Here is an 18,143-nt window from a genome sequence, read left to right as displayed (position 1 = left end):
TAGAGAATACAATCAAATCTGCATTTTTGTAATGTGAACTCTTAAAAAGTGTAATGTATGCTTTACACTCTTATAGAATGATTATATAATGTGAAGTGTTGCGTTCGCGGAAAGCTAAACAGACAATCGCCGGTGACTTATCGTCACGGGAGGAAAGTCCGGGCTCCACAGGGCAGGGTGCTGGATAACATCCAGTCAGCGCGAGTTGAAGGATAGTGCCACAGAAATGGACCGCCGATGGCTGATTTCTTCGGAAATTATGCACAGGTAAGGATGGAACCGGGGTGTAAGAGACCCCGAGGAACGCTGGTGACTTCGTTCCTGGTAAACCCCATCTGGAGCAAGACCTAAAGAGATACGGCTTTTTTTCGGAAAAGCAGCCTTTGCCCGAGGTGTATCGAGGTTGGTCGCTGGAGCCAAACAGTAATGTTTGGCCTAGATAGATGATTGTCGCCTAAAGTGGGAGGGTAGTTCCCGTCTGAACCACAAAAGGCACAGAACCCGGCTTACGAGAAGCTTTCCCCACTAACGCTACTATTTATTTGATGCAGTATACAGATATCATTTATAAGTATTGATCATGATCCGATATAGAGTTGTAGACACTCTGTACCGGTTGTATATCCGCTGGAAGAAGGCGGTGTGTCTTTCCATCTCTGGAGAGCACGCCGCTTTTTGATGCGGTTAAAATTGATATTCTAATAACAAACTTGCTTCTTTGTAAAAACCAAAGTAATCTATATGATAATAAACCATTCATCAATGGGGATATTGATGAGATTCCTTTTCACAAGGAGACGTTTTTAATATTTAAAATATGGTTAAAATGAAGTTAAGAAGATTTTGTACACATCAGAGATACCATAAGTATTATTTTTGTGGTAGGATTGTAATTAAAAATCAGGGTAATGTTTCCTTTCTCGAGGGGCATCCCAGTCTCTAAGGAACCAATTTTAAGGGGGAGCTACAGACATGTTAGCAGCGAATGTCCAAAAGTTAAGTGAAAGCACTAGGGAAAAATTGAAACCAGCAATGGAGAAGATGGAAGAGTTCCTAAACGAATACTCTTTACAAGCATTGACCGCTGAAAGTGGGGTCGACAGTGTTGCTTTCTACAAAGGATTTTTGTCCGATTTACGTCATTTGCTTGTGTTTTCCGAAGTTTCTTACGAAAAATTAGGTGTAGTGATCCGTCGTGCAAACTTCGATATGGATTTTGCAGAAAAAGCACTTTATAATGCGTATCACCATTGTATCAATAGCTTTTTTTATCCCAAAAATGAGTGCTACTCTGAAGATGGACGTTATGCTTATACAGGTCAGGAAGCGATTCGTTTCCGTCAGACTCCTGTCAAACCAGTTAGAGACATTATTTTAGAAATCACCAAAATTTATGAAGAATTACGCGATGATTTAGCTTACTACGAAAGTGATTATTTGACACAACGTCGTATGAATCAACGCCACGCTTAATTTTGATCTCACTATGAAATCAGTAAACCAAGATGTCCTTCGGGGCATCTTTTTATTTTTTATAGATATAATATAACGATAAATGATATAAAATATTACATATAAAAGGTGAGTAATGATGAAACTATGTAAAGATCCGTTATCTATTAAACAAATTAACAATGTTCCTACTTTTGTACACTCTATTGCTACACAAGTGCTTTCAGGAGAAATCTATACTCATGATATTGATGAGCAGCAATATAATGGATTAAAAGATATAAACCCAAATATACAAATACAATCTTTACCTTTATGGGTAGAATCAGAAAAAGGATTTTGTTATTTACGTGGTAATGTGCACACAACGTCAAATGGATTTTATAATTTCGTTAAAATAAAATGTCGGCAACATTTAGAGCAAAGTGGAAGATTTGTAGTATTTTCAGATTCTAATGATTGGGATCAATTATTGAGTACAGATTTCAAAGGTATTATCAAAAAAATGACTAGATATTCTTTAATTTATAAAAAAAATGATTATCCACAAATAACAAAAAAATTACCTCAAGGATATTCAATACAAAAAATTAACGAATCTGTTATTCATAAAAGTAGCTTATTTGACGAAAAGTATTATATAGACTACTGGAACTCTGTTTCTAATTATTTGAAGCATGGATTTGGCTATGCAATATTATACAAAAATCAAGTTGTCTGTGAATGTACTTCAATCTTCGCTAATGACTGGTCAGCAGAAATAGATATTCAGACTGATATTAATCATCGCGGTCTTGGATTAGCTTCAATTGCAGCGAAAGCATTTATTGAATATGGATTAAGCACAGGAAAGACAGTAGTTTGGGATTGTAATAGTATAAATATCATTTCCTATCAATTGGCTATTCAATTAGGTTTTGAACACATTCACACATATACATTATGGAGTCGTTCCTAAGTAAAAAGGAGATTGTTCCTATTTTGTGAAGAAGGTACAGTTATGAGTATTGTTTCTTATAGAATAGAACACTTTGTACAATTATAATAAAGACAAAGATAAATATAGATGACGGACATTATGTACATTATATAGATGGGAGTCACAAGCAGAATGCAAATTGATGCAAAAGTGGCAAAACAATTAATTGAATTAAAATATTTGAATTCGTCTGGTGTGGGTAGTGCAGACCAAGTGACCGCTAATACCAGTGACAGCAATAAATTATTTGATATGATGTTACAACAAAATATTGGGAGTTCGACTGAATCCAAAGGTTCGAACTTGAGTGCGGTAAGCCTTGCAAGTGTTTTACCTTCTGCAGCAAGTATTGGCGATGTGGATGCAAGCTCAGTTACAGGTAATACGTATGCAGCGAGTGGTGCAGGTCAAAGTGATCCGTGGTATCAATTTGATCAATTGGCTCCTGTCGATCCATCGACTTCAACAACAACGGCTAAAGTGAATACACCTCTTCCAGCCACAGGTACAGCAGGAATTGGCGGAGCAGATGCTGCTTCTGCAATTGATGCTACAGGCACGGGTGCTAGTAAGCCAACAGCGTATAATGATTTGATCAGTTCAGCCAGTAGCAAATACGGAATTTCAGAATCATTGATCAAAGCTGTGATTGATACAGAATCTTCGTTTAATCCTAATGCTGGTTCTTCTGCGGGTGCAAAAGGATTAATGCAATTGATGGATGGTACAGCAGCTGGCTTGGGAGTGAGTAACTCTTTTGACCCGGCGCAAAATATAGATGGTGGTACTAAATACTTGTCTTATCAGATCAAGCGTTATGATGGTAATGTGAAAACAGCGTTAGCTGCTTATAATGCAGGACCCGGTCGATTACAACGTTTAGGTATCTCCAATGATGAAGAATTGATGGCGAAATTAAGCCAATTGCCAAAAGAAACACAACGCTATATTGGCAAGATTGAAAATGCACAAGCCAAATACGAATTATAATCATAATTAACGTTCATAGTACCTAAGTACATGGTATAATAGTACACGAACGTTTTAGCGATACAGAGATTTGATCATCATATAGAGTCAGATTGTTCCATATGAGATAGATCAAAAAGCGGAGCGTAGGTTCCGTTTTTTGATCTTTTTTTAATGGATAGAAAATATAAATGTACAGGAAAAGGAGGATACAGAAACGATGAAATATTTTGATTATGCAGCAACCACTCCTCCTTATCCTGAAGTGATACAATCGATGGCTGAAATTATGCAAAAGCATTTTGGTAATCCATCTTCTTTACATCAATATGGAGAAGAAGCTGATCGATTGGTTCGACATGCCAAAGAAGTGACAGCTCAGATTCTTGGAGTCAAGCCAAGCGAAATCATTTGGACATCAGGAGCTACAGAAAGTAATAACTTTGCGCTTAAAGGAGCCGCTATGCGAGGCGGACGTACACAAGGACATATTATTACCACGCGGATCGAACATCCTTCTGTGTATGAATGTTGTCGTCAATTAGAGCAGATCGGATTTGATGTTAGTTATATTGATCCTGCGTCAGATGGTATTGTGCGTGTAGAAGATATTCAGAATGCTTTACGACCAGATACTATTATTGTCAGTATAATGCATGTGAATAACGAGACAGGTGCTGTCCAGCCGATTCAACAACTAGCCGATTGGCTCAAAAAAGTACAATCGCGTACATTGATTCATGTCGATGGAGTCCAAGGATTTGGTAAATTGCCTGTAAATATCGCACAATGGAATATTGATCTATATAGCTTATCTGCTCATAAATTAAGAGGGCCTAAAGGAACTGGCTTATTATATGTTAAACAAGGGACTGAATTGTTCCCATTGCTTGCAGGTGGTGGACAAGAAAATGGATATCGCTCAGGAACTGAAAATGTCGCTGGCATTGTAGGGATGACCAAAGCGTTACGTTTAGCATCCACAGAACAATCAGCATTGTCAGAACGCTTGCTAGTATGGAGTGAACAGTTAAAAATAGCGATTCAATCGATTGAAGGGTTAGTGTTAACGAATCCTTCAGTGTCTGCACCTCATATTGTTCATTTCAGCTACCCGGGGATGAAGTCTGAAGTGATATTGCATAGTCTAGAACAACAGGGTTGTATTGTATCTACACAGTCTGCTTGTTCTTCCCGTAAAGCTGAACCTAGTCGTGTATTGTTAGCGATGGGCGTTGAGCGAGAACATGCTGCAAGCGGTATACGGATCAGCTTAGGAGATCAACATACGAAGCAAGATATTGAACATTTGATTACAGCACTTCGTCAGACTGTTACACAGCTTCGCCCATTGGAGAGGAGAACCCGTTAAGTATGCAAAATATAGATCGTTTGATTTTAAGATTAGGTGAAATGACACTCAAAGGAAAAAATAGATCCCGATTTGAAAAAACAATTTCAGAACATGTACGTGCAGTATTACGCCCTTATCCTAAAGCACATGTTCGCCGTGAATACGGTAGAATGTATGTTGAAACAGGTGGAGAATCTGTAGAAGCATTAATTCAAGTATTAAAAAATGTTTTTGGCATTATGGATATTATTCCAGTGAAGCAGACGTTGCCTCAATTGGATGATATTATTGCAGCCGCTGTAGAATTGATCGGTGAACAACAGATTGAGCAATTGACTACATTTAAAGTGTCTGTCAAAAGAGTTTGGAAAGAATTCCCTCATTCGTCACAAGACATGAATCATTTAGTCGGTTCACCTGTATTGCGTGCTTATCCTTTACTCAAAGTAGATGTAAGACAACCAGAGATTGAATTACGGGTAGAAATTCGTGATGGAGCCGCTTATATCTATAGTGAACTGATTCCGGCAGTAGGAGGATTTCCTCGGGGTAGCAATGGTAAAGCGATGTTGCTTCTTTCCGGAGGTATAGATAGCCCTGTAGCAGGGTGGCAATCAATGCGTCGTGGACTGGAAGTTGAATGTATTCATTTTCATAGTTATCCATTTACCAGTGAACGTGCCAAAGAAAAAGTAGTCGATCTGACTCGTGTACTGGCTGGATATGCTGGAGTGGTCAAATTGCATGTAGTCCCTTTTACAGAGATACAGACCGCTTTTACCACAACAGGGCAAGATAATTTAATGATTACATTGATGCGCCGGGCAATGTTGCGAATCGCTACGAAGATCGCTGAACAGCAAAAAGGGTTGGCTTTGATTACAGGCGAAAGCTTAGGTCAAGTAGCCAGTCAGACATTATCGAGTATGAATGCTATTGAGCGTGCGACAGAATTACCAATTTTGCGCCCTTTAGTGATGACTGGAAAAGATGAGATTATTCAGATAGCCAAAGAAATAGGCACGTACGATTTATCTATTTTGCCTTATGAAGATTGCTGTACGTTATTTATACCAAAATCACCAACAACAAATCCTAATTTACGAATTATTGAAAAAGTAGAATCATTTTTGGAGTTAGAGCCTATGATTGAACGTGCAGTAGAGCAGACAGAATTAATGATTATTGAAGCGGGAAGTGCATTACAACTTGCATCCGCTACAATCAATGAGGATTGGTTCTAAGCGGAAACAGGTTAAATGACTTACATCTTCAGAATAGCCAAAAGTCAACCGATATAAATAGGGACAGATTGATGAAGGAGGAAGCTGGAATGACCAATCGTAATCAAGGGTTAATCGGACTTTTTGTTTTATTTGCAGGTTTGATTATCCTACTTGGCAAATTGGGCGTATTCAGTTTTATTGGTCACGTTTTTTGGCCACTTGCTATTCTTTTGCCTGGCATTGTATTGCAATTGCTGTATTTTAGCCGTAGTGCACCTGCTATTGTATTGATTCCGGCTGGAATACTTACAGTATATGGAGTATTATTTTTCCTCTGTAATACATGGGGATGGGAGATAATGGCTCATTTATGGCCTGTTCTTATTTTGGGAATTGCGATAGGACTGTATGAGTATTATGTCTGTGCAGCTTCACCGGCTTCACGAAATGTTGGTTTTGTTTCTATTGTGCTTACTTGTTTATCAGTTATTCTGCTTATTTTCAGTTTATTAGGTACTTTAGGTTTTTATTTTATCGCTATGATCCTGATTCTATCTGGATTGTGGTTACTTGCTAGCCGTAGTAATTCAAAAACAGGTTGGTAATAAAATGCGAATTTGCTTGATTTATAGAAACAATGACGTATAATTATAATAAGCAAGATTATGGATGCCGATTTTTTGACCACCGTGTTAACAAATAGTAGAGCGTCGGCTTAGTTGACCGACGCTCCTTTTATGGAGAGGATTTGGAGAAATTTATGCAATCAAGAGAACAAATTCGCAATATCGCAATCATTGCCCACGTTGACCATGGTAAAACAACGTTAGTGGACAAATTGTTGCAACAGTCAGGTATTTTCCGGGATCACGAGACTTTACAGGAGCGTGCGATGGATTCCAATGATCTGGAGCGTGAACGCGGTATTACGATTCTTGCAAAAAATACAGCTATTACGTATAAAGACTATTTAATCAATATCGTGGATACACCAGGTCACGCCGACTTTGGTGGTGAAGTAGAACGTATCATGAAAATGGTAGACGGAGTACTTCTTATTGTTGATGCTTATGAAGGTTGTATGCCTCAGACTAAATTCGTTTTGCGTAAAGCATTGGAGCAAAATTTGACTCCTACTGTTGTCGTAAACAAAATTGACCGTCCGGCTGCTCGTCCTACAGAAGTTATTGATGAAGTATTGGATCTATTTATTGAACTTGGTGCAAATGATGAGCAATTGGAATTCCCGGTTGTTTATGCTTCAGCGTTGAATGGTACGTCTAGTCTTGATCCAGAAAAACAAGACGAAACTATGCAAGCAATGTATGAAACGATTATCGAACATATCCCTTCACCAAAAGAGAAAATTGATGAGCCATTGCAATTCTTGGTTACATTGATGGACTATAACGAATATTTGGGTCGTATTGCGGTAGGTCGTGTTAACCGTGGTGTTATCCGTCAAGGTCAATCCGTAACCGTTATTAACCGTGAAGGCCAAAAGAAAACAGCTCGTATCGAGAAGTTATTTGGTTTCCAAGGTCTAAAACGTATTGAGATTGAAGAAGCGGGTGCTGGTGATATTATTGCTATCGCTGGTATTAAAGACATCAACATCGGTGAAACGATTGCTGATCCACAACACCCAGAAGCATTGCCGGTTCTTAAAATTGATGAGCCTACATTGCAAATGACATTCCTTGTAAACAACAGTCCATTTGCTGGACGCGAAGGAAAATGGGTAACTTCCCGTCGTCTTCGTGACCGTTTGTTCAAAGAATTAGAAACAGATGTAAGTCTACGTGTAGACGAAACAGATAGCCCTGATGCTTATATCGTATCTGGTCGTGGTGAGCTTCACCTTGGGATCTTGATCGAGAACATGCGTCGTGAAGGTTATGAATTGCAAGTATCCAAACCAGAAGTTATCGTGCGCGAAATCGATGGTAAACGTATGGAGCCTATCGAGCATCTATTGATTGACTTGCCTGAAGAAAGCATGGGCGCAGTTATGGAGAGCTTGGGTTCACGTAAAGCTGAGATGGTAAACATGATTAACAACGGTAGTGGTCAAGTTCGTTTAGAATTCTTGATTCCTGCTCGTGGTTTGATCGGATACGGAACATACTTCCTAACATTGACTAAAGGTTACGGAATTATGAACCATTCCTTCGATAGCTATGGTCCAGTTGCTGCTGGTCAAGTTGGCGGACGTCATGAAGGCGTATTGGTTTCCAGCGAAAGTGGTTCTTCTACTTTGTACGGTATCTTGTCTGTTGAAGATCGCGGTACATTGTTCCTTGAGCCAGGTGCTGAAATCTACGAAGGTATGATCGTTGGTGAACATACACGTGATAACGATATTGTTGTTAACATTTGTAAAGAAAAACAATTAACTAACGTTCGTTCTGCGACTAAAGACGATACAGTCAAAATGAAAACTCCTCGTGGCTTCTCTCTTGAGCAAGCATTGGAATATTTGAATGAAGATGAGTATTGTGAAATCACTCCAAAATCAATTCGTATGCGTAAAAAGATTTTGAATAAGAGTGAGCGCGAACGTGCTGAAAAACAACGTAAATCTGCAATGCAATCTTAATATCATATATTGTTGGATAGACCACTGCGCTTAAGTACCTGTTTCAACAGGTTAAATACTGTTCTGAGATTCGGTCGCTAAGAAATAGATCGAATCTCTGCTACAGTACATGCCATTACATACTCTATGCAGAAGCGGAACGTATGATGAAGGCAACATAATTGAAGACTATAACTTCATTATCTAAAATGATGGAACAGGTGTTGAGAGCAATGAGTACGACAACAGGTGGACTTCCGCCGCGTGCAGGAACAAAAGCCAAAACACAAAAATCCGGTAATCCCAATCCCAAAAAAAAGCAAAAGAAAAAAGCAAGTGGCTTTAAGCGCTTTATGCAAATATTGCTTATTGTTATTCTTTTAGCTGTTGTTGGCGTGATGGCTTATGCCGGATATTTATATTATCAGGTTCAAGGTATGTTTGATGGAGTAGGTCCTAAAGACAATGGTGGTACTGTTATAAGTCAACCTGTTGCGCCTGAGAAATCAGCAAAAGTAAAACCGATTACGATGGCACTTTTGGGAACTGATTATCGCCAAGAAACAGGAACACGTTTAACAGACGTTGTTATGGTAGCTACACTTAATCCGGATACCAAGTCAGCCACAATTGTTTCTTTGCCGCGTGATACGTATCTACAACTCGAAGGGTACATTCCTAATAAACTGAACTCTTATTATCCGAAGTTTTATGCTAAAGATAAAAAAGAGGGTACAGATTTAGCGATGAGTGAAATGAAAACTTTACTCGGTAAATACTTGGGTGTAGATGTAGAGTATACAACTGTGTTGAACTTCCAGGGTTTCCGGGATGTTGTCGATTCAGTAGGTGGTATTGATATCAATGTAGATATGAAAATGTGTTATGTGGATAAAGCAGATGGTACGAATATTAATTTGTCTACCGGTCAACAACATCTAAATGGTGCGAACTCTCTAGATTATGTACGTTACCGTAAATCAAATTGTAGTCCTCGTACACAAGGGTCTGATGACTTCAGTCGTAACCAGCGCCAAAACCAAGTACTGAATGCTGTCGTAGACAAAATTCAATCTTTTAGCGGTGTAACTAAATTGGGATCGATTATCGAATCTGTAGATAAAAATATGGAGACTGATATTGAAGGTGAACAATTTAAAAATTTATTGACTACGTATTGGGATATTCCTAAGCAGAATATTAAATACATGCCAGTAACTGGTGATTGGAAAAGCCCTTACGTCTATATCAATGAAACTGAATTAGCAAATGCTAAACAGGCACTACAAGATGAATTAGCAGGTACAGCTACGCATACCGATCAATTTGATCAACCAGCAGGTACAAGCAAAGTAAGTCAGTAATATCACTCTTGTAGCTAGATAAAGCTAATCGTAGTTTGTCAATAATCATGAAGTCTTTGCTTAAGCAAAGGCTTCTTTTTTTATGTATATCTGCTGTACGGGGTTCTCCAGATTATGGATTTGAAATGAAATTAACCTATGCTATAATGAAGAAACACCAGTATATTCATGCCAGTAATTGGAGGTCTCTATGATGCCGGAATCCATGATGATGCTTGATCGTATGCTATATTTCACACATACGTGCCGGAGAGGCTCTATACTGTTATGTACATTGGTGTATCGTGGACAAAGTGCATATATGAATCATTGTATAAAAAAAACCAGTTAGCTATGATATAGCGTCTGGTTTTTTGTGTATTTAAGAGGAGGGTGAGGCTTGGCCGATCAAGAAGGGATAAGCATAGTTATCCACTAAGTAAATGGCATCAGAGATCATAAGACTTTCTACTCAAGGGGGAACTCTCGATGAAAAAGATTTTTGTACTGGATACCAATGTGCTTCTTCATGATCCAAATGCCATTTTTGCTTTCGAAGAAAATGATGTCATTATACCTGCGGTTGTACTCGAAGAAATTGATTCTAAAAAACGGAATGCAGACGAGATTGGACGTAATGCACGAAGTATTTCACGCTCACTCGATGCTTTAAGAGAATCAGGTTATCTACATGATGGTGTCCACTTAGAAAATGGTGGGACATTACGTGTTGAATTGAATCATCGTAGTTTTGCCAAAGTACAAGATATGTTCGGAGAGATTTCGAATGATAATCGTATTCTGGCTGTAGCATTGAATTATGAGTTAGAGGAGCAAGAAAAAGAACAAAATCAAGAGGCGCGTTCTCAAGTTGTACTTGTTAGTAAAGATGTATTGGTTAGAGTCAAAGCAGACGTGCTAGGTGTAAATACAGAAGACTATCTATCTGATCGCACAGCCGATCCTAATGAAATGTATACAGGATATACCACATTAACGGTCCATCCAGCTGTGATTGATGAATTTTACAGCAATCGTTATTTACCTATCCAATCCTTAAATATCAAACATTCTTTTTATGCAAATGGATTTGTGATATTAAAAGATGAATTAGGAAGTGCTAAATCAGCATTACTTAAAGTAAATGCCGATTCTACGAAGTTAGAACCGTTATTTTTAAGTAATGATCCGATATGGGGGATTGCTGCTCGAAATGCACAACAACGGATGGCATTGGAACTATTATTAAATGATGATATTCCTTTAGTAACGATTACAGGTAAAGCAGGAACAGGTAAAACACTGCTTGCATTGGCTGCTGCTTTATCCAAAGTCGAAGATGAACAAAAATACAAAAAACTGCTTATTGCAAGACCTGTTGTACCTATGGGTAAAGATATCGGTTATCTTCCGGGCGAGAAGGATGAGAAATTGCGCCCTTGGATGCAACCGATTTATGATAATTTAGAATTTTTGTTTGATACGAAAAAAGCTGGCGATATTGATAAAATTTTAATGGGGCTTGGTAGTATTCAGGTTGAAGCTTTAACCTATATACGTGGACGTTCGATTCCAGGTCAATTTATTATTATTGATGAAGCGCAAAATTTATCCCGCCATGAAGTCAAAACGATTGTATCTCGTGTAGGTGAAGGCAGTAAAATTGTGCTGGTCGGTGATCCTGATCAAATCGATCATCCGTATCTGGATTCAATCAGTAACGGATTAACGCATGTAGTTGAGCATTTCAAGCAAGAGGGCATCAGTGGTCATATAACCCTTGAAAAAGGTGAACGTTCCAAACTGGCTCAATTGGCTGCTGATTTGCTATAACGTAGTTTTAAATACAATGCAAAAGACTCTACCGTGCATGGTTAGCACAGTAGAGTCTTTTTTTACATATAAATGGTGAATATATTTGTATTTTAATGATCTATAGGATGCACTAGACTAAATTCAGTACCACTTTGTTGCTGTAACATATTCTTGTTAGCCCATTGATCAAATAAAGTAGCTGTGAATTTAAAATCAATATCCTCTATAGATTCGAACAAGGAATGAGCATCGGTATAACTTTTGATAAAAACATTAAAAAAGGCGATATCAACAAAGTCTGTATTATAGATATTGGCTTCAACCTGAATACCTTGATCACTTTCAAATAAACAGTGTTCCCCATGTAGATCCCAAGTCCAATGGGTATTGCAGTATATCACAAATGGTTTACATAACTCTACATCATAAATCAAATCGAATAACCATTCAAAATGAGTAGAAGCCTGCTGGTGTGACACTATAGGCTTTTGATCATCTGGAAGCACTTGATACATAGAATGACATAATTCTCTAGCCATTGTTGTATACAATTTGAATAAATGTAGAACTTCAACTTCATTCATCATCCAAAATCCTTTCATCATCATTGTATCTATTGCGTATGATGAAATTAGTTTAACGATAGTTCAAGTTCAATTTTCATCAATTGTGGTTCTGTAGTGACTGAAGTTGCTTTCAAATAAGATACAATTTGCTGTGGATAAAAGCCAAGATCAAACTCGTTTTCTAACATTCGGCATGTTGTATCAGGTAATTGAAGTCCGTTGAATACAAGTTTATCCACATAAAATTGAATCGCATTTTGAGGTTGATCGACAATTTCATAATGTCCTGTAATATCCAAGTCTAAATTGCCTTCTTTGCCATGTACACTTAATTGATCCTGCGCAAATTTAAATTGAAAAGATTCAGGTAACTGACCTTGTACATGCAAAAATTGATTGAGTTGTTGTTCATCTATAGAAATCGTGTAATGTGTACCTCTAATCTGAATAGCTCCAGGTTGAGATTTAAGATAATCCGGGAATTGCTGCATAGATAGAGCAATCGCTTTAAAATATCTTTTGACTTCATAGAGTCCAATATTGTTCCAATATTCATTCATCTCATTCATAAGTTGACGGGCAATCTCAGGATCAGAGCTGGTAGCAAGATTTTGATGAATCGATTGTTGCAGACTAGCTACTCGTGTACGTTGGTTCGATAAATTGGTAGTGATTTCTCCTAATTCAGTCGCTGTCGTGTATAATTCATTTCTTTGCTGAGTAAGGTATGTGTATTGTTCTTGATAATCATTAAGAAGCAACTGATCATGATCAATAATCATTCTATAATAATCGTAAAAAGCAATCATACCTGAAAGACTACCTGTCGAGAAAAAAAGAGCCCAAAAATCATCCCGTTCTCCTGTATAATAAGAAACAAGCACTGAATCTGCTTGATGTCTTGCTTGTGATAGTAACTTTTCTTGTTGTACCAAACTTTTTTGCAATGTCGTGTATTTTGTTTGAGCTACATGTTGTTGATCTGCAATCCGTTTGATTTCTTGATCTAATTCATTCACAGATAGACTGTTTTCTAATAACTGTCGTGTCGCTTCGTCTAATTGCGGAGGTGCAGGTACAGATTGTGCTCTCACAGAAGAAGACCAAAGCTGAGAAGTTAGAGCTAAAGTCAAACAGAAGCAGACGATTTTGACCGGATATATGTATTTCACTGATCGCCCCTCCTATAGCGCCTGGCAGTACAAGCGCAATTATTATTAAATCAAAGTGATTTTACAAAGTAAAACATCAGAGTATTAGCACTTGTTGCTATACATGTTAACTATTACTCATTACTTACTATCAGTATAACATCGTACTCATTAGTGTTGAATATACTCTAATTATACCTATTTAAAAACGTATGGAGGTTACAAAATTGATCATTGATATTTTTGGAGCAGGAGCTATAGGATTACTTTTTTACAGCAAATTAGTGAGTCATAGCTCGGTAGCTACGATTCATCTATGGACTCGAACATCAGAACAAGCAACTTTAATCAATCAACAAGGGATTACTGCCCAAACGTCCACTACAGATTACAATGTAGAAGCGCAAACTTATATTCCTAGTAAGCTACATCAAGTCTGTGCTATCTATGATATGACTGATAACGAAAATAAACCAAAAGCAGACTATATACTGGTTACCGTCAAACAAAAAGATATCACTGCTGATTTTGTTTCTTATTTGAAACAAAGAGCAGATCATCATACTCGCATTATCTGTTTGCAAAATGGGGTAAGAACGGATGTATGGTGGGATTCACCATGGCAGGTTTATGCCGCAATTACAACAGAAGGTGCTAAAAGAATATCTCCAAATGAAGTCAGTCATACAGGAATAGGAAAAACAGTTGTAGGTCGCGTAACCAATATTTCTAGTACTAGAGTCGTTGATCAATCTAAAGCAATAGATAAAGAAGAGCAACTATCTATACAACTCTTGCTAAATGAACTACAAAAAGCAGGACTTGATATCGTCTTGTCGAATAATATCGATAAAGATATCTATCGGAAGCTTGTTATCAATGCTGTAATCAATCCATTAACAGCGATCTGGCGTATAATGAATGGTGAATTGCTTGTATCTAAGCAGCGCTTAGCTGTCATGCGACAATTATATGATGAAGTGATTGAAGTATACGAAGCTAATGGTATCGAAGTTTCTTCGTTGTGGTGGGAAGACATATTAGCTGTATGCCAAGCAACTTCTAATAATACATCATCTATGCTTGCAGACGTTTTGCAAAGTAAAACAACCGAGATTCAGTGGATCAATGGTAGTATTATTAAAATGGGTCAAGATCATCACATATCTACACCAACAAATGACTGTGTATATCATTTGATTGAAGCTATGAATAGACAGGAGGATCATTAATGGGGGTATTTTTGGGATTATTATTGAATGGATTTATTTTCTTAAGCCTAGTTCCGTTTATTCCATTTGTATTAACGTATACTATTAATAGGCTAAAAGGAAAAGAAAAAAAGCCGGCGATCAGTATGGCGATGGATGTCACAACACCATTTTTGTATATTGCTGTAGCTGCACTATTCAATAATACGTTTAATACCAAAACAGGATTTTATATCTTTTTACTTATTTTATTGCTTGGTATTGGACTCATCGGAGGTGCACAAAACCGTTTAAAAGGAAAAGTGGACTATAAACGATTATTTCGTGCAGTATGGAGAGTTTCTTTTTTATTACTGAGTATAGGTTACATTGCTTTACTGATTACTGGAATTTTGCAATACATAACACAGTAACTTTGTCGAAAATTGGAATATATTTGCTTGATGTTAGGTATTCGACCGTAGCGTGAAGCATAATATACGCTTAAATGTGACAGTTTTATATAAAATAACGAAAAAAACATGATTTTTTAAATATAAGTTATAGATTTTTTTGACCACTGGTTGTATAATTTAAAAGCATATACCACATTTTTTAGGGGGAAACTGCTAGATGAAGAGAAAAAGTTGGTTAGTACTTATGGCGCTTGTCATGGCGTTCGGAACTTTGCTTGCAGCTTGCGGCAGCGGTTCTAGCAACACAGGAACAAGTGGAGAATCAGGAGATGGCGCTACAGCAGCTCAAGACTTACACATTAACATGAGTGCTGAGCCTCCAACGTTTGATCCAGCTCAGGCAAAAGATAGTCAAACAAATACTGCCTTGAGACTAATGTATGAAGGTCTTACACGTCCAGGTACAGATGGTAATCCTGTTCCAGGCGTTGCTGAAAAATGGGATGTTTCTGAAGACGGATTGAAATACACTTTCCATCTTCGTGATAACGCACAATGGAGTAACGGTGAACCGGTAACAGCAGAAGATTTCGCTTATGCTTGGGAACGCGTTCTAAGTCCAAAAACAACTCCAGCATCTGAGTACGCTTACCAACTTTATTACATCAAAAATGGACAAGAATTCAATGAAGGAAAAGTTAAAGATTTCGCTGATGTTGGTGTTAAAGTCGTAGACGAAAAAACACTAGAAGTGACTTTGGCTAATCCAACTTCTTATTGGTTGGGATTGACTTCTTTCTACACGTACTACCCTGTTAACAAAAAGAATGTAGAAGCTAATGCACAATGGGCTTCTAAAGCAGATACAATGATTACTAACGGTGCATTCAACTTAACAACTTGGACAACAGGTCAAGAATTGGCTTGGACGAAAAATGCTAAGTATTGGGATGCTGCTAGTGTTAAATTAAATACAATTACTTCTTCATTGGTTAACTCTGGAGCTACTGAGTTCTCAAGTTACCAAAGTGGACAATTGGATTATGCTGGAGCACCAACTGGTGAAATTCCAACAGACCAAATTCCAGCTGCAAAACAACAATATCCAGACCAGTTCCAAGCTAAAGGGATTGCAAGTACTTATTACTACTTGTTCAACCTTAAAGAAAAACCATTTAACAACTTGAAAATTCGTCAAGCATTCTCTATGGCGATCAACCGTCAAGCGATTGTTGACAACGTAACATTGGGTGGACAAATTCCAGCTTACGGTTATGTACCACCAGGAATCAAAGGTAACACTGAAGAATTCCGTACAGAATACAAAGATAGCTACTTCAAAGAAGATGCAGCTAAAGCTAAAGAATTGTTAGCTGAAGGTATGAAAGAAGAAGGTTACACAACTCTTCCTGAAATTACTTTGATCTACAACTCTAGTGAAGCTCATCAAAAAATTGCTTTGGCAATTGCTGATATGTGGAAAAACAATCTTGGTGTAAGTGTTAAAACACAAAACCAAGAGTGGAGCGTGTTCTTAGATAATCGTCAAAGTGGTAACTACCAAATCGCACGTGCAGGTTGGACAGCGGATTATAATGATCCTATGACTTTCTTGGATATGTGGATGAAAGGTAATGGCAACAACGACGCTAAATATGATAATGCTGAATACGATGCATTGTTGAAAGATGCGCAAGCAACTCAAGACAACGCTAAACGCATGGAAGATATGTCTAAAGCAGAAAAAATCTTAGTGCAAGATGATATGGCTATGATGCCAATTTATTACTACACTAGCGTTTCACTGGTTAAACCAAATCTTAAAGGTATCGTTGTAGACTTTAGTGGTGCAATTGACTTTACTCGTGCTTATTTCCAATAATTAAGTATAGATTTCGGTTTAATGATTGCAGCGGGATATGTATGTGTGGATTCTCCATCCATATATATCCCGTTTTTGCGTGTTTATCGTTTTTCCATATATTGCTATTCTAAACATGATAATTTCAAGTTCTACTTGTTATCTATTAGATGAAGTTTTAAAATGAAAAAGTTGTTGAATAATGACGAGCTGTTTTTGACCATGTTCAATAAACTACAAAATGTGATAAAGGAGGTTCTTGGGGAAATGGTTCGTTATATCGCCAGTAAATTTTTGTATATGCTGTTATCCTTGTTCATTTTGGCTTCAGCTACATTTTTCCTGATGAAAGCTATACCGGGTAATCCGTTTATGTCAGAAAAAAATGTGCAGCCTCAAATTAAAGAACGTCTAATGGAGCAGTATGGATTAAATAAACCAATTGCTGAACAGTATTTGCAGTACCTAGGAAATTTAGTTAAAGGTGATTTGGGAATTTCTATGAAATACCAAAATCAAGAGGTTTCTCAGCGTATTGCTGATACATTCTCTCCATCTTTACAAATTGGTATTTTCGCTATTGTTATTTCGATTGTTGTCGGTATTGTATTAGGTCTAATCGCTGCACTTTACCATCGTAAATTGATTGATAATGTAGCTATGATTATTGCTGTATTAGGTATAGCTGTTCCCAGCTTTGTATTGGCAACATTGATCCAGTATATTTTTGCTTTAAAATTAGGTTGGTTTGATGTTATGGGCTTTAATGAGCCAAGTGACTTTGTACTTCCGGTTATAGCACTTGCTGTTCAACCGATTGCATTTATAGCGAGGTTAACTCGTTCTAGTATGCTAGAAGTGTTAAATGCAGATTATATCAAAACAGCTAAAGCTAAAGGTCTAAATGGATTTACCATTATGATTAGACACGTTGTACGTAATGGTATTCTTCCGGTAGTTACGTATGTAGGTCCTATGACTGCAAACATCGTAACGGGTTCCGTTGTTATCGAGCAAATATTCGGTATCGGTGGTATTGGTAGAGTATTCGTAGACAGTATCACTAACCGTGACTATACAATGATTATGGGAGTAACTATTTTCTATGGTGTGTTGTTGATGCTTGCTCGTTTTGTTACAGATATCTTATATGTACTGGTAGATCCACGGATCAAATTATCAGGTCGGAAGGGGAGCTAAACGTTGTCAGCTAGCGGAAACAATAACAATAAAAATGCGACTA

The 18,143-nt window shown here is 37.6% G+C and carries 15 protein-coding genes and 1 other RNA gene; 14 read left to right on the top strand and 2 right to left on the bottom strand.

From position 1 onward, the window contains the following. Positions 1-110: 110 nt before the first annotated feature. The 10 genes from rnpB to PaeCFBP13512_RS01885 all read left to right on the top strand — a co-directional run bounded on the left by rnpB (position 111) and on the right by PaeCFBP13512_RS01885 (position 11,734). An RNA gene (gene rnpB, locus PaeCFBP13512_RS01930) (RNase P RNA component class A) lies at positions 111-524 on the top strand. A 448-nt stretch (positions 525-972) separates the two neighbouring features. Further along, on the top strand, positions 973-1,473 hold the full coding sequence (locus tag PaeCFBP13512_RS01925; RefSeq protein ID WP_069329818.1) for a YpuI family protein: 501 nt from the start codon (positions 973-975) through the stop codon (positions 1,471-1,473). A gap of 118 nt (positions 1,474-1,591) precedes the next feature. Continuing rightward, the gene (locus tag PaeCFBP13512_RS01920) at positions 1,592-2,410 is read left to right on the top strand and encodes a GNAT family N-acetyltransferase (RefSeq protein ID WP_161594188.1); all 819 of its coding nucleotides are present in this window, start codon (positions 1,592-1,594) and stop codon (positions 2,408-2,410) included. A gap of 153 nt (positions 2,411-2,563) precedes the next feature. Beyond that, the gene (locus PaeCFBP13512_RS01915; protein ID WP_137220775.1) at positions 2,564-3,421 is read left to right on the top strand and encodes a lytic transglycosylase domain-containing protein; all 858 of its coding nucleotides are present in this window, start codon (positions 2,564-2,566) and stop codon (positions 3,419-3,421) included. A gap of 199 nt (positions 3,422-3,620) precedes the next feature. Further along, positions 3,621-4,772: a cysteine desulfurase family protein gene (locus PaeCFBP13512_RS01910; protein ID WP_137220774.1), complete on the top strand. Its 1,152-nt coding sequence runs from the start codon at positions 3,621-3,623 to the stop codon at positions 4,770-4,772. 2 nt (positions 4,773-4,774) lie between these two features. Further along, positions 4,775-5,998, top strand: coding sequence for a tRNA uracil 4-sulfurtransferase ThiI (thiI, locus tag PaeCFBP13512_RS01905; protein WP_137220773.1), 1,224 nt, complete (start codon positions 4,775-4,777; stop codon positions 5,996-5,998). 89 nt (positions 5,999-6,087) lie between these two features. Beyond that, positions 6,088-6,585 (top strand): hypothetical protein, encoded by a 498-nt coding sequence (locus PaeCFBP13512_RS01900; RefSeq protein WP_069329333.1) that lies wholly within the window; start codon positions 6,088-6,090, stop codon positions 6,583-6,585. Positions 6,586-6,740: 155 nt separating this feature from the next. Further along, entirely contained in the window at positions 6,741-8,579 is a 1,839-nt protein-coding gene (gene typA, locus PaeCFBP13512_RS01895) for a translational GTPase TypA (protein ID WP_069329334.1), read from the top strand. A gap of 212 nt (positions 8,580-8,791) precedes the next feature. Further along, positions 8,792-9,922 carry an LCP family protein gene (locus tag PaeCFBP13512_RS01890; RefSeq protein ID WP_069329335.1) on the top strand — a complete coding sequence of 377 codons (1,131 nt, stop codon included), beginning with the start codon at positions 8,792-8,794 and terminating at the stop codon, positions 9,920-9,922. A 468-nt stretch (positions 9,923-10,390) separates the two neighbouring features. After that, entirely contained in the window at positions 10,391-11,734 is a 1,344-nt protein-coding gene (locus PaeCFBP13512_RS01885; RefSeq protein ID WP_137220772.1) for a PhoH family protein, read from the top strand. Positions 11,735-11,826: 92 nt separating this feature from the next. Here PaeCFBP13512_RS01885 and PaeCFBP13512_RS01880 read toward each other — a convergent pair whose 3' ends face one another. Together PaeCFBP13512_RS01880 and PaeCFBP13512_RS01875 are read right to left on the bottom strand one after the other, a co-directional pair. After that, on the bottom strand, positions 11,827-12,300 hold the full coding sequence (locus PaeCFBP13512_RS01880) for a hypothetical protein (protein WP_161594187.1): 474 nt from the start codon (positions 12,298-12,300) through the stop codon (positions 11,827-11,829). Positions 12,301-12,347: 47 nt separating this feature from the next. Then, entirely contained in the window at positions 12,348-13,454 is a 1,107-nt protein-coding gene (locus tag PaeCFBP13512_RS01875) for a hypothetical protein (RefSeq protein ID WP_137220770.1), read from the bottom strand. A 206-nt stretch (positions 13,455-13,660) separates the two neighbouring features. Here PaeCFBP13512_RS01875 and PaeCFBP13512_RS01870 point away from each other — a divergent pair, with 206 nt between their 5' ends. The 4 genes from PaeCFBP13512_RS01870 to PaeCFBP13512_RS01855 all read left to right on the top strand — a co-directional run bounded on the left by PaeCFBP13512_RS01870 (position 13,661) and on the right by PaeCFBP13512_RS01855 (position 18,100). Next, positions 13,661-14,665, top strand: a complete 1,005-nt coding sequence (locus tag PaeCFBP13512_RS01870; RefSeq protein ID WP_161594186.1) for a ketopantoate reductase family protein — start codon at positions 13,661-13,663, stop codon at positions 14,663-14,665. Beyond that, complete coding sequence (locus PaeCFBP13512_RS01865; protein WP_137220768.1) at positions 14,665-15,057, top strand: DUF3397 domain-containing protein; 393 nt, start codon at positions 14,665-14,667, stop codon at positions 15,055-15,057. Before PaeCFBP13512_RS01870 ends, PaeCFBP13512_RS01865 begins: the two co-directional genes overlap by 1 nt. A 199-nt stretch (positions 15,058-15,256) precedes the next feature. Next, a complete protein-coding gene (locus PaeCFBP13512_RS01860; RefSeq protein WP_137220767.1) occupies positions 15,257-16,921 on the top strand; it encodes a peptide ABC transporter substrate-binding protein in 1,665 nt (554 codons plus the stop codon). A gap of 246 nt (positions 16,922-17,167) precedes the next feature. Next, positions 17,168-18,100, top strand: a complete 933-nt coding sequence (locus tag PaeCFBP13512_RS01855) for an ABC transporter permease (RefSeq protein ID WP_137220766.1) — start codon at positions 17,168-17,170, stop codon at positions 18,098-18,100. Positions 18,101-18,143: the final 43 nt, after the last annotated feature.

The sequence above is a fragment of the Paenibacillus sp. CFBP13512 genome (assembly GCF_005233705.1).
Classification (GTDB): domain Bacteria; phylum Bacillota; class Bacilli; order Paenibacillales; family Paenibacillaceae; genus Saccharibacillus; species Saccharibacillus nuruki.
This window is presented reverse-complemented; position numbering and strand designations above follow the sequence as displayed.

Coding starts and splice junctions, on each gene's coding strand:
- PaeCFBP13512_RS01925 (WP_069329818.1), top strand. CDS start 973: ATGTTAGCAGCGAATGTCCAAAAGTTAAGTGAAAGCACTAGGGAAAAA.
- PaeCFBP13512_RS01855 (WP_137220766.1), top strand. CDS start 17,168: ATGGTTCGTTATATCGCCAGTAAATTTTTGTATATGCTGTTATCCTTG.
- PaeCFBP13512_RS01890 (WP_069329335.1), top strand. CDS start 8,792: ATGAGTACGACAACAGGTGGACTTCCGCCGCGTGCAGGAACAAAAGCC.
- PaeCFBP13512_RS01885 (WP_137220772.1), top strand. CDS start 10,391: ATGAAAAAGATTTTTGTACTGGATACCAATGTGCTTCTTCATGATCCA.
- PaeCFBP13512_RS01860 (WP_137220767.1), top strand. CDS start 15,257: ATGAAGAGAAAAAGTTGGTTAGTACTTATGGCGCTTGTCATGGCGTTC.
- PaeCFBP13512_RS01880 (WP_161594187.1), bottom strand. CDS start 12,300: ATGAATGAAGTTGAAGTTCTACATTTATTCAAATTGTATACAACAATG.
- PaeCFBP13512_RS01900 (WP_069329333.1), top strand. CDS start 6,088: ATGACCAATCGTAATCAAGGGTTAATCGGACTTTTTGTTTTATTTGCA.
- PaeCFBP13512_RS01865 (WP_137220768.1), top strand. CDS start 14,665: ATGGGGGTATTTTTGGGATTATTATTGAATGGATTTATTTTCTTAAGC.
- PaeCFBP13512_RS01920 (WP_161594188.1), top strand. CDS start 1,592: ATGAAACTATGTAAAGATCCGTTATCTATTAAACAAATTAACAATGTT.
- typA (WP_069329334.1), top strand. CDS start 6,741: ATGCAATCAAGAGAACAAATTCGCAATATCGCAATCATTGCCCACGTT.
- thiI (WP_137220773.1), top strand. CDS start 4,775: ATGCAAAATATAGATCGTTTGATTTTAAGATTAGGTGAAATGACACTC.
- PaeCFBP13512_RS01915 (WP_137220775.1), top strand. CDS start 2,564: ATGCAAATTGATGCAAAAGTGGCAAAACAATTAATTGAATTAAAATAT.
- PaeCFBP13512_RS01910 (WP_137220774.1), top strand. CDS start 3,621: ATGAAATATTTTGATTATGCAGCAACCACTCCTCCTTATCCTGAAGTG.